Here is a 12,998-nt window from a genome sequence, read left to right as displayed (position 1 = left end):
TTGCTTTAGCCCTAGACCGCACTATATACCGTTAAATTGCTTTGATAGGGGTAAGGTATGTCACAGGTGAAACAAGCACCGGAATTAAAACGCACGTTGGGCAGTTTTCAATTATGGGGTATTGCTGTCGGGTTGGTTATTTCCGGCGAATATTTTGGTTGGAGCTACGGTTGGGCGCAGGCAGGGACTTTGGGCTTCCTGTTTACCGCCTTAGGCGTGGCGGCGATGTACACGGCATTTATCTTTAGTTTTACCGAATTAACCACCTCGATTCCCCATGCTGGCGGGCCGTTCGCCTATGCTCACCGCGCTTTTGGCCCCACTGGCGGTTTTATTGCCGGTCTTGCGACCTTAATTGAGTTTGTCTTTGCACCACCCGCCATTGCCATGGCTATTGGTGCCTATATTAATGTCCAATTCCCCGCCATTGACCCTAAATGGGTGGCGGTTGGCGCTTACCTAATATTTATGTCACTGAATATTCTGGGTGTCAGTATTGCTGCCACTTTTGAATTATTAGTCACGATATTGGCAATTTTTGAGTTGCTGGTCTTTATGGGGGTGGTGGCACCGGGTTTTGAAGTCAGCAACTTTGTCGCCGGGGGCTGGGCGGGTTCAGATACCTTCAGTGTTGGCGCACTGTCGGGGATTTTTGCGGCGATACCCTTTGCTATCTGGTTCTTCCTGGCGATTGAAGGCGCTTCCATGGCGGCGGAAGAGGCCAAAGATCCACAACGTACTATCCCGCGCGCTTTTATCGGCGGCATTCTGACATTAGTGGTACTGGCGCTCGGCGTGATGGTGTTTGCCGGTGGGGTTGGCGACTGGACGAAGCTGTCCAATATCAATGACCCATTACCGCAGGCCATGAAAATCATTGTTGGTAGCGACAGTGGTTGGCTGCATATGTTGGTGTGGCTCGGGCTGTTTGGTCTGATTGCCTCCTTCCATGGCATCATCATGGGCTATTCGCGCCAGATCTTTGCCCTGGCCCGCGCCGGGTATCTACCTAAGCCGCTGGCAAAAGTGAATCGGCGTTTCCGCACTCCACATCTGGCTATTCTGGCCGGTGGCGTGGTGGGGATTGCGGCGATTTTCTCCGATTCGCTGATAGTGATTGGCGGTATGCCACTGACGGCAAATATCGTCACTATGTCGGTGTTTGGTGCCATCGTGATGTATATCATCTCAATGCTGTCACTCTTTAAGCTGAGACAAACCGAGCCACGTTTGACACGCCCATTCTCTGCTCCGCTCTACCCGTTTGCGCCAGCATTGGCGCTGGTTTTGGCCGTGGTCTGTCTGGTCGCGATGGTCTATTACAATCCACTGTTGGCGCTGATTTTCGCCGCAATGATGTTGGCCGGTTATCTCTATTTCCGCCTGACTCACCGCTCGCGCGCTGCGGCTGCATTCGATCCGCAACTGAGTGGTGCCGAGTAATTTCGCATTGGTGGTGTCGACGTCATCACTACAGGCTGCTTCGGTAGCCTGCTGAACTAAGGGACGCGTTATGTATCAGACCACCTTGAGCCATCGCAGCTATCACTTTGGCGATCTACGGGAGTTGATGGCGAAAGCCTCACCTGCCCGTTCGGGGGACTATTTGGCGGGTGTGGCGGCAGAAACAGCAGAAGAGCGCATGGCGGCCCGCATGGCACTGGCCGATGTGCCGCTAAAAACATTCTTACAGCAGATGCTGATCCCGTATGAGCAGGATGAAGTGACCCGGCTGATTATTGATAGCCATGACCAACCGGCTTTTGCTCCGATAGCCCACCTCACGGTGGGGGATTTTCGCGACTGGCTGCTCAGTGAGCGCACCGACAGTGCAATATTGGCGCAGGTCAGTGCGGGCATTACCCCAGAAATGGCGGCAGCAGTAAGCAAAATCATGCGCAATCAGGATCTGATTCTGGTGGCGAAGAAGTGCCGTGTCATCACCCGTTTTCGCAATACTATTGGCCTGCCCGGCCATCTGAGTGTGCGACTACAGCCTAACCACCCGACGGACAGTTTACCGGGCATCGCCGCCAGTATGCTTGACGGCCTGCTGTATGGCAGTGGCGACGCGGTAATTGGCATCAATCCTGCCAGTGACAGCTTGCCACTGCTAGAAAAACTGAATTATATGCTGGACGATGTCATCAGCCGTTTTGCGATCCCCACCCAATCCTGCGTGCTAACCCACGTCACCAATACCATTAAATTGATTGAGCGCGGTGCGCCAGTGGATTTGGTGTTTCAGTCAATTGCGGGTAGTGAAGCGGCGAACGCCGGATTTGGCATCAACCTCGCTCTATTGGAAGAGGCACAGCTTGCCGCATTGAGTCTCAAACGCGGCACCTTGGGCGATAATGTGATGTATTTCGAGACTGGGCAGGGCAGTTGCCTCTCCGGCAACGCCCATTTTGGTGTCGATCAACAAAGCTGCGAAGCGCGCGCTTATGCCATTGCCCGCCGCTTCTCTCCGTTGCTCACCAATACAGTGGTGGGTTTTATCGGGCCGGAATATCTCTACGACGGAAAACAGATTATTCGCGCCGGTTTGGAGGACCATTTTTGCGGCAAATTGCTTGGCGTGCCGCTCGGTTGCGATGTCTGCTACACCAATCATGCACAAGCAGATCAAGATGATATGGACACCTTGCTGACCTTGTTGGGGGCGGCGGGACTGACCTTTATGATGGGCGTCCCGGGGGCGGATGACATCATGCTGAATTATCAAAGCACCTCTTTTCATGATGCGCTCTATATCCGCCAATTACTCGGCTTGAAACATGCGCCCGAGTTTGGCCAATGGTTGGAAAAAATGCACATTATGGATGCACAGGGGCAACTACTTGATGCAGGGATTAATCATCCATTACTGAAACAACTGCCCTATATGGAGGTGTCCTGATGAGTCGTCGCGAGATAGATCTGCTCCATCACAACCCGTGGCAAGCCCTGCGGCAGTTTACGGCGGCGCGCATCGCACTGGGGCGCAGCGGGGCCAGTTTGCCTACCGCTGAATTGCTAAAATTTGGCCTGGCCCATGCCCAAGCTTGTGATGCGGTGCATCAGCCCTTTCTCAGCGAAGAGCTTGCCAGCCAGCTAGCAGAGTTAGGGCTGCGAACAATAACGGCTAACAGTGCGGCACCGGATCGCTTGACCTATCTGCGCCGCCCAGATTTGGGGCGAAAACTCTCGCCGCAAAGTCATGATCAACTGTGTGCATGGCCAGATAAGCAAGCGGATCTGTTGTTGGTTATTGGCGATGGATTGTCATCAAAAGCGGTGCATCGACAAGCTGTTCCGCTGATAGTGGCACTGTTGCCCTATTTGCACACTCTAGGTTTGTCACTAGCACCCATTGTCCTGGCGCACCAATCTCGGGTGGCATTGGGCGATGATGCAGGTGAATGTCTGCAAGCCAAAGTTGTAGTTATGCTAATTGGTGAACGGCCGGGACTTTCATCGCCAGACAGTTTGGGGGTTTATATGACTTGGGGGCCGAATATCCGGCGGCTGGAGTCCGAGCGCAACTGTATTTCCAATATCCGACCCGAGGGATTAGATTATCCGCAGGCAGCATTTAAATTGGCATGGCTGTTGGAACACTCTTTCCAGCGGCGCTTATCTGGTGTGCAACTCAAAGATGAGAGTGATAACCCAGCACTGCATGGCCAAGTAAGTCCCGCTTATGTAATTGATGGCATGAATGGAATGTCCAACTAGATATAGCTGCAATACCAGCTAGAACAGCGCATATAACCTTTTATTTCCGCAGTTTAAGTGGCTATTTTGGTATGGTTCAATTAGCCACTCTACTGCTTTATAGTCAATTCACCCTACACATCTCCTCTATTTACAACTATTCTTATAAATCTACAATAAAGTTTTTAACCCTTAATCGGTACTACCATTTATCTGTGGGTTTGACTTTATATCGTGGAGCAACAGGGTAAATAAGGAAGAAAAATGGGACTCAGAAGAAAGAGTGTTAAACCGATGCAAATCAATGACATTACCATCATTGATGACACCAAATTGAAGAGAGCGATTACCGCCGCGGCGCTGGGCAATGCAATGGAGTGGTTCGATTTTGGGGTGTATGGTTTCGTCGCATTCGCCCTTGGACAGGTGTTTTTCCCCGGCGCTGACCCAGGTCTCCAGATGATCGCCGCATTGGCTACTTTCTCCGTGCCTTTCCTGGTTCGCCCCCTCGGTGGCCTATTTTTTGGTGCCTTGGGTGACAAGTATGGGCGGCAAAAAGTCCTGTCTGTCACCATTATTATTATGTCGGTCAGTACCTTCTGTATTGGTTTGATCCCCTCTTATGCCTCGATAGGTATTTGGGCACCGATACTGCTGTTATTGGCAAAACTGGCGCAGGGTTTCTCTGTCGGTGGCGAATATACGGGGGCCGCTATTTTTGTTGCTGAGTATTCACCGGACAGAAAGCGCGGTTTTCTGGGTAGTTGGCTGGACTTTGGCTCTATTGCCGGTTTCGTCTTAGGGGCCGGGGTGGTGCTGCTGATCTCCAGTATCGTCGGCGAGGCCCAGTTTCTCGAGTGGGGATGGCGGATCCCATTCTTCATTGCTGCGCCATTAGGACTGATTGGTATCTACCTGCGTCATGCGCTTGAAGAGACGCCGACCTTCCAACAGCATGTGGATAAAATTGATAGTGATTCGCGTAACAGTATTGCCGAGCCACCTAGAGTCTCTTTCCGCGAGATTCTCACCAAGCAATGGAAAAACCTGACTATTTGCGTCGGCATCGTGATTGCCACCAATGTCACCTATTACATGCTACTGACCTATATGCCGAGCTATCTCTCTCATAGCCTGCACTACTCAGAAGATCATGGCGTCTTGATCATTATCGCCATCATGCTCGGAATGTTATTTGTCCAGCCAGTCATGGGGTTAATGAGTGATAGATATGGCCGAAAACCTTTTATTATTTTCGGCAGTCTCGGGCTGTTTATTCTCGCGATCCCCAGCTTTATCCTGATTAATAGCGGTGTTATCGGTTTGATATTTTGTGGTTTGCTGATTTTAGCCATTTTGCTTAACTGCTTTACCGGAGTGATGGCTTCAATATTACCGGCGATGTTCCCAACCCATATTCGCTACAGTGCCTTGGCTATCGCTTTTAATGTCTCGGTACTGGTTGCTGGCCTGACCCCAACGGCTGCCGCATGGTTGGTTGAAACCACGCAAAATCTCTTTATGCCGGCTTATTATCTGATGGTGGTGGCACTTATTGGGCTGGTTACTGGGATATTTATGAAGGAGACGGCGAATAAGCCGCTGAAAGGGGCGACACCAGCCGCGTCTGATCGGGCGGAGGCTAAAGAGATATTGCAGGAGCACCATGACCATATCGAACAGAATATTGAAGATATTGATCAGCAAATAGCGGAGTTGGAGAAGAAGCGTAAAAATCTGATTGCTCAACATCCTGATATTGATTAATCCGCATTGTGAGGGATATCACGGGTTGAATTTGATTTAAATCAATAAAAGCCATTTCTATACAATCACTTACCTTTCTATTCAAATCTATCTTTGACCCTCCCCTTAGGGGAGGGCTTAGATTATTGCGACTTACATTGAGATTATGACTCTTATCGACAGGACCCTCACAATGAATAAAACCTTCGCTTTCGCTACCCGACTGGCGGTTATTGCTTTAGCCGCAATGACTTTCAGCCATTTTGTTTCTGCGCAAACAACTACCAGCGCTGAAAATAACTTTCTGGCTCAACAGGGTTTAGCCGGAAAAACCACTGAGCAGATGATTGAGGCGATTGATCAGTCGAAACAGGCGCGGCCTCTACCCTATTCAGCCTCGGTCACCGGCACCGAACTAAAATTATCGGATGGACAACAGCAACTCTCTTTCCCGCTGGGCGATAAGTTTTATCTCTCATTTGCGCCTTTCGTGAAGCAAACTCACCCTTGCTTTAATCACAGTTTATCCGGCTGCCGTGGTGAAATGGCGGAGACGACATTTGATGTCAAGATTACTGATAACGCCGGGAAAGTGATCATGCAGGATAAGTTAACCAGTTACCCAAATGGCTTTATTGGTGTGTGGCTGCCGCGTAATAGCGAAGGGACGATTGAGGTGAGCTATCAGGGCCTTAAGGCAGTATCACCTTTTGCTACCCATGCTGAGAGCCAAACTTGTATGACCACACTACAGCTGAAAAAATAGATCCCACCGGATATTAGGCTTAAATTGAAATCAGTGGGGATCAGTCATCAACGGCACATATCATTTGGTATGTGCCGTTTTTATGGTCAGCATCCGCTTAATCCAAAGGCTCTTCCTGCACTTCCAGCACATGGTAGGCCGTCGAGCAAAATAGTGAGTTTAAGCGCTTCATATCCCCTAGCAGCCCCATATGCAGGCTACTGGTTTCAATGCTCTGGACGTTTTGCTGATGCAGACGTTCAACGTGAGAGTGGGAGTAGCGGCGGTTCAGCAGGCGGAAACGGTGCTTGGCACGGCGCAGGCGCTTGGCGTTATTGATATCACGCGATAAAAATACCGACATGCCCAAATCCAGATTCGCCACCAGTCGAGTATGCAGGGTATTTAGCTCCTCAAAGCCCTCTGCGGAAAATGGCTTCTGGGCATTGAGGGATTTGGCGGCGACATCGGCGGTCATGCGGCCAATAATATCGCCAGCCTGTTGCAGGTTGACGGCGGTATCAATAATTTCTGCCCAGCGGCGTGAGTCAATCTCACCCAATTCATCTTGTTGAATTTGCGCCAGATAGAGCTTAATCGCGCTATACAGCATGTCCACTTCATCTTCCAGCAAACCCACTTCATGTTTTTGCTGCTTGTTGCCCTCGAGCACCTCTTTAAAGCGAAAGAGCATCTGCTCCAATACATCACCCATGCGCAGAGTTTCCCGCACCGCATTAGCGAGCGCCAGTGATGGCGTGTCGATGGCGGTAATATCAAGATAGCGCGGGGCTGAGGGCAGCGCGCTATTGGGGTCATCTTTAACTAATCGGCTACAGATGCGGGTCATCACTTCCACCAATGGCAGCATCAGTAAACAGCGCAGCAGGTTATAGAACACGTGGAAGTAGATGACCACCTCGGCGGCAGGGAGGTTCTGACCGAGCAACCACTGCGCTAAGGTATTGACCCATGGCAGCACCAAAATACAGCCGATCACTTTAAATAATAAGCTCCCTAACACCACTTGTCGGGAGATAGCATTCTGCCCACGGCTGCTGATCAGTGCCAGTAAACCGCTGCCCAGATTTGAGCCGATCACAATGCACAGGGCGATATTCAGTGGCACTAAGCCGGTGGCGGCCAGTGTGGCGGTTAGCAATACGGCGGCCAGACTGGAGTAGCTGATCATGGCGAACAGTGCGCCGATCAATAACGCCAAAATGGTATCGCCGGTCAGGGAGGAGAAAATGGCCTGCACGGCGGTGGCCTGGGTAATTGGCCCGGCGGAGGTGACAATCAGTTGCAGCGCCAGAATAATCAGCCCAAGGCCAATCCCCACGCGGCCCATCTGGCCAATGCGGCTTTTGCGCTGGCCGAGAAAGGTAATCACCCCGATTAAAATCAGCAGCGGCGATAGCCAGGAGAGATCAAAGGTCAGCACCCGTGCCATCAGCGCGGTGCCGACATCGGCACCTAACATGATAACCAGTGCAGGCGACAATGAGATCAACCCCTGCGAGACAAAAGAGATCACTAGCAGCGCGGTGGCATTGCTGCTTTGCACCAGTGCCGTCACCCCAATCCCCGCCATAAACGCGGTCGGTTTTTTCTGGATACTGGCACTTAGAATTCGGCGCAAATCAGCGCCATAAACCCGCATGATGCCGGTACGGACAATGTGTGTTCCCCAAACTAGCAGGGCGACGGAAGAGAGCAGGTGAAGCAGTGTCAGCATAGTTAATCTCAGTTGTGGTAAAGCGGTAGCCTTACACTGATTTAAGTCAGATCCTATTTAAGCGGGGCCGCCCGACAGCGAAAAGCCCCAAGATGGATAGCTATGATAGCTGATACCTGCCGAACAGGTGCTCAACCAGACTAATGATAACAACTTAGGGCGTGATAAAGCGTCGCCAAGAGTTTTTTATTATCAACAGCTTGCAGTATCGTGACCGGTTTACCTTTGGGGGCCGGAATGCCAACATCCAAACGCAAACTCTCTGGGCTGAAACGCAAGGTCATGCCACGGGTCAGTGCCCCCTCCAGCGCCACATCTAGGTAGTCGCTGCCGGTGGTGACGATGCTTTTATCCAGCAACCAGGCGACCACCAGTGCATCATGCACCCAACAGCCCGGCAACTGACGAGTCTGCATTGAGTAGCTGATCCACGGACGGATAGTCTCCACCAGATAGCGGCTGAGTGGCGACTCAATTTGCGCGATTTTATCCAAATCCTGATGCAGCAGTTGGGTCTGGGTGGTGACATCCAAAGGTGCGAGGGTGATATTCGCGCCACTGGTCAGTACCATATGGGCCGCTTCTGGATCGAAACCAAAATTGGTGTCTTTCAGGTAACCATCGACATTAAAAACCCCGCCCATGATAGCAATTTCGGCGACCGATGAGGCCAACTGCGGATAGAGCTGCATCGCGTGGGCGATATTGGTCAATGGGCCGATAGCCACCAAGGTTATCTCACCGGGGTTATTACAAATTAATTCACCTATGGCATGGGCCGCCAGTGGTGCATTGGGTGCCACAACGGGTGGGCGCGCTGTTTGCTGCCAAAGTGCGGTTAATCCACTTTTGGTTGCGCCATTATCCAGTTTGTCGCGCCATGGTTCGGGTGGCTCAACCAGCGCCTGCGAGGCCCCACGAACAATGGGGACACTCAATCCCAGACGGTTGACTAAATCATGGGCAACAGAGAACCCCACCTCGCTTGGGGTGTTGCCCGCCACGATGGTGATTAATTCTAAGGCTATTTCCGGGGCCGCGATGGCCAGTGCCAGGGCTAAACCATCATCGACATTGGCGCCGGGTACGCCATTTCCTGGGTCACAATCAATAATTAAACGCATATTTTTTATCTTTTTTATGTTGGAAACTAATCTCTTTTACTTCTGGAGCAGCCGCAGGACTCACCGAGTTGCAGTGAGAAATTGAATTCGCGAATAGTTGGCGCGCCGCTCCAGTTTTTCAGCATTTCGATAGCGGCTTTCGCCATTGCATCCACCGGTTGGCGTACAGTGGTCAATGACGGCACGTTATATTCAGATTCGATGTGCCGTTAAAGCAGATAAGCGCCAGATCCTTAGGTGCCGTCAGATTGTGTTCGGCCATGGCCCGCAGACAGCCAAACGCCTGTAATTCATTGGTGGTAAACAGGGCTTGTGGCAACCGCCCTTTTAGCATCTGCTGTGCCGCCTGATAACCACCGGGGCGGGTATAGCTGGTCGCGAAAATCCACTCATTGCGCACGGGCAATCCGGCCTGTAGCAAGGCATCGCGCCAACCATTGACCCTATCTTGAGTATTAAGCATATCCAGCGGCCCGCAAATAATGGCGATTTCACGATGGCCATGCTCAATCAGATGTTGGGTCGCCTGAAACGCCGCTGCACGTTCATCCACCCGAATGGCGCAGACTTGCTGCGCAGGGTCGACTCTATCGAGCATCACAAAGGGTGTGGCGGTGGACTGAATCAATTCGATATAGGGATGGTGGTCGACACTGGTATACAGCAAACCATCAACCTGACGAAGCAGCAGGTTATTAATGAGTTCGAATTCACGCTGACGAGAGTCACCGGCGTCGCCCAGCAGCAACACTTGCCCATTGGCAAAGGCTTCACGTTGCAGGGCATGGGCCATTGAGGAGATAAAAGGGTTGGAGATATTGGGCACCACCAGACCATAGGTTTTAGTGGTGCCGGACGCCAATGCTCTGGCAATTCCATTGGGGCGGTAACCGGTTTTTTCGATAGCATCCAGCACACGTTGCCTGGTTAGCTCAGCTACCGGACGCGGCCCGTTATTAATGACATAACTCACCACTGCCACAGAGGTACCCGCTTCGCGGGCCACATCAGAACGTGTAATACGGTTGACCAAAGTTACCTACTTAATCTGCAAACAGATGCCAAACATCCCTGAAGGGGTTATCCCCAGTAAAGCGGGTGCTAAACTCACTTTACCGTGAAAGGCAGGTAATTTCTGTATTAAATCGCATACTTCAAGCTGCCTGTGTGTTGGCTACATTCGTTACTCGACCCATCCATGGGTCGCGGCATTAAATTGCATCTTCTGGCAGATTGAGGTCACGTCCGCGCGTCTCAGGGGCAAAGAAGGTGGTGACAAAGCCGATTCCTGCCATAACAGCAAAGTACAGGGCGATTGGCCACCAGTGGCCGGTGAAGGTCAACATGGCTGCGGCCATCAGTGGGGCAGTGCCGCCGGACAAAATGGAACCTAGCTCTTTAGCCACCGCCATCTTGGTGTAGCGGTTAGTCACGCCAAACAACTCAACGCCCCACGCCGCTTGCACGCCGAAGATACCCAGTGATGCCAGGCCCATACCCACAATGATAGTTGCCATTACAATAATTGGCTCGCGGGTTTCCAACAGCATAAAGGCCGGGAACGCATAGATAATCAATAACAGGCAGAACCAGCGGTAGGTGATACGGCGACCAAAACGATCCGACAGATAGCCCGCCAATGGGATGATCAGGAAGCCGAGGCAGGAGGCGATAAACACCGCCATGGTCGGCACCGACTTATCAACCATCAGCACTTTGGCGACATAACCAATCATAAAGCCCTGGGCCAGATAAGAGGGGCCGTTCTCGCCGATACGCAAGCCCACCATGATCCAGAAGGATTTACTGCGCTGCCAGAAGCTGCGGTTATCCACTTCTGCAATGTGCTCACGACCCAGTGCCAGTGCTTGTTGGCGCTGCTGCTCCAGCACCAGTTTTTGGCGTTCAAATACTGGGCTTTCACGCATATGGCGGCGAATAAACAGCGCGGCACCGGCGATTAAAATGCTGGAGAGGAACGGAATACGCCAGCCCCAATCAAGCAAACTCTGTTTGTCCATCTGCAACACTAACAACCAAACTAGCGCTGCCAGTAACGTGCCGCTGTTAGAGCCTAATGCAATAATTGAGGAGACCAGACCGCGTCTTTTGGCTGGGGCATACTCCCCCAACATCACTGCACCGCCGGAGAGTTCAGCGCCAGCCCCTAATCCTTGCATAAAGCGTAAAAAAGCCAGGGAGGCCGGGGCCCATAGGCCAATAGAGGCATAACTGGGGATTAAACCAATGAGAGTGGTGGATGCCCCCATCAAGGTAATAGTGGTAATCATCACCACTTTTCGGCCCTTGCGGTCACCGAGTCTGCCGAACAACAGTGCGCCAATGGGGCGAGCAATGAAGCCGACAGAGTAGGTGGCAAAGCTAGATAACAAGGCAATCGCCGGTGTTGCTTCAGGGAAGAAGACATCACCAAATATTATGCCAGCAGCTAAACCATAGAGTGCGAAATCCGCATACTCCATGGCGGTGCCGAGCCAGCATGAAAAGGTTGCGCGCCAAAAGTCTTTGCGACCTTCGGGCGTAGCCAGACGCTCTTCCGCAGCCATGCTCTCTGATGGAGCATTGTCTGCCGCCGAGCTATTTAGTGAAGTCATTAAAAAGGTTCCCCTGGTGTTGAAGCATCATGTTCACGCATTAATGTTTGCTTATTCGCCTTGCACCCAGCCACTGAGATAAGCGGGCTAAAAGATGCAGGATGAGAAACATTAACAAACATTAATCTTTACCTTCCTTTTTAGTGTATCTACCCGCGTAGATAGGTCAATCTAATTATTAAATCTTTAGAGATTGTTCACAAAACTGTCATGTAACTGAGCGGGATTTGCACGGGATAGCTGTGGTGGCCGGATTAAAGTGGCTTTTTAACCTGTTCATCACAGGCAGAGATAGGTATTATCTCGACATTAGTAATGCAAATCATTAGCGTTAGCACTCAAGGATCTTTACATTCCCACTTTTCAGGAGAGAAAATGCGATTACGTCTGGCTCTATTTTCATCATTACTGGCAGCCACTGTTGCGATGACTGGTTGTGATGACTCATCTACGGCTTCAGAACCATCAGCAAAAATCAGCATTGAACATGCTCAAGGGAGCACCCAGGTTCCGCTAAACCCGCAAAAAGTCATCATATTGAACCCATCCGTATTGGATACCGCCGATGCACTGAACATTAAAGTGGCCGGTGTCCCGCAGACCAGTGCCCATCTGCCCGCATTTTTATCCAAATACAGTAGCCCTGAGTATTTGAACGCCGGCACACTTTTTGAACCCAACTATGAAGCACTGAGCCAGGAAAAACCTGACCTGATCATCGCGGGTGGTCGTGCGCAAGATGCCTATGACAAACTGAGCGCCATCGCGCCCACTATCGCACTGGATATTGATCCCCAGCACTTTACCCAGAGTCTGACTCAGCGCACTGAACAACTGGCCTCAATATTTGGCAAAGAGGAAGAGGCGAAGGTGCTACTGGGCACATTCACCGCCCAGATAGATGAGATCAAGCAGAAATCGGCTAACGCAGGTTCAGCCATGGTGGTGATGGTCAGCGGCGGGAAAATGTCTGCCTACACCCCCGGTTCCCGGTTTGGTTTTGTCTTTGATGAGCTGGGATTCAAACCTGCGGCCGTCTTCACAGAAACAGGCAGTCATGGGAATGTGGTGACCTCGGAATTCATTCTTAATGCCAACCCTGACTGGCTATTTGTGCTGGATCGCGACAATGCGATTGGTCGGGCTGAAGGGCAATCTGCACAACAAGTGCTCGATAACCCGCTGATTAATAAAACCAAAGCATGGCAAAAAAACCAGGTTGTCTATCTTGATTCGGCCTCACTCTATATTGCGGGCGGTGTGCAGAGCTATATGCAACTGATGGATAAAATTGCCTCAGTGCTGGATCAACAAGCAGCAGCTCAGTAATC

General features: G+C 51.3%; 9 protein-coding genes and 1 pseudogene. 6 read left to right on the top strand and 4 right to left on the bottom strand.

The window, feature by feature from the left end:
- The first annotated feature begins 57 nt into the window (after positions 1-57).
- From eat to cueP, 5 genes are all read left to right on the top strand, one after another.
- Positions 58-1,443 carry an ethanolamine permease gene (gene eat / locus HRK25_RS02955; RefSeq protein ID WP_005275341.1) on the top strand — a complete coding sequence of 462 codons (1,386 nt, stop codon included), beginning with the start codon at positions 58-60 and terminating at the stop codon, positions 1,441-1,443.
- Between the two features lie 70 nt (positions 1,444-1,513).
- Positions 1,514-2,902, top strand: coding sequence for an ethanolamine ammonia-lyase subunit EutB (locus HRK25_RS02950; RefSeq protein ID WP_005275345.1), 1,389 nt, complete (start codon positions 1,514-1,516; stop codon positions 2,900-2,902).
- On the top strand, positions 2,902-3,720 hold the full coding sequence (gene eutC, locus HRK25_RS02945; RefSeq protein ID WP_032898106.1) for an ethanolamine ammonia-lyase subunit EutC: 819 nt from the start codon (positions 2,902-2,904) through the stop codon (positions 3,718-3,720). Before HRK25_RS02950 ends, eutC begins: the two co-directional genes overlap by 1 nt.
- Before the next feature lie 243 nt (positions 3,721-3,963).
- Positions 3,964-5,466, top strand: coding sequence for a glycine betaine/L-proline transporter ProP (gene proP, locus HRK25_RS02940; protein WP_049601933.1), 1,503 nt, complete (start codon positions 3,964-3,966; stop codon positions 5,464-5,466).
- Between the two features lie 172 nt (positions 5,467-5,638).
- Positions 5,639-6,211: a copper-binding periplasmic metallochaperone CueP gene (cueP, locus tag HRK25_RS02935; RefSeq protein ID WP_005275351.1), complete on the top strand. Its 573-nt coding sequence runs from the start codon at positions 5,639-5,641 to the stop codon at positions 6,209-6,211.
- Between the two features lie 97 nt (positions 6,212-6,308).
- Here the strand turns inward: cueP and HRK25_RS02930 are convergent, their stop codons facing one another.
- The 4 genes and pseudogenes from HRK25_RS02930 to HRK25_RS02915 form a co-directional block, all read right to left on the bottom strand.
- On the bottom strand, positions 6,309-7,928 hold the full coding sequence (locus tag HRK25_RS02930; RefSeq protein ID WP_005275358.1) for a Na/Pi cotransporter family protein: 1,620 nt from the start codon (positions 7,926-7,928) through the stop codon (positions 6,309-6,311).
- Positions 7,929-8,068: 140 nt separating this feature from the next.
- A complete protein-coding gene (locus tag HRK25_RS02925; RefSeq protein ID WP_005275361.1) occupies positions 8,069-9,052 on the bottom strand; it encodes a nucleoside hydrolase in 984 nt (327 codons plus the stop codon).
- 26 nt (positions 9,053-9,078) lie between these two features.
- Positions 9,079-10,034 (bottom strand): annotated as a pseudogene (locus HRK25_RS02920) (LacI family DNA-binding transcriptional regulator).
- A gap of 229 nt (positions 10,035-10,263) precedes the next feature.
- Positions 10,264-11,667: an MFS transporter gene (locus HRK25_RS02915; RefSeq protein ID WP_032898107.1), complete on the bottom strand. Its 1,404-nt coding sequence runs from the start codon at positions 11,665-11,667 to the stop codon at positions 10,264-10,266.
- A 375-nt stretch (positions 11,668-12,042) separates the two neighbouring features.
- On the opposite strand from HRK25_RS02915, the gene HRK25_RS02910 reads away from it, so the two are divergent.
- A complete protein-coding gene (locus tag HRK25_RS02910; protein ID WP_005275373.1) occupies positions 12,043-12,996 on the top strand; it encodes a siderophore ABC transporter substrate-binding protein in 954 nt (317 codons plus the stop codon).
- Positions 12,997-12,998 lie beyond the last annotated feature (2 nt).

The sequence above is a fragment of the Yersinia bercovieri ATCC 43970 genome, assembly GCF_013282745.1.
GTDB classification, from domain to species: Bacteria; Pseudomonadota; Gammaproteobacteria; order Enterobacterales; family Enterobacteriaceae; genus Yersinia; species Yersinia bercovieri.
Note: the sequence above shows the minus strand (reverse complement) of the source record. Positions and strands in the feature narration are given on the sequence as shown.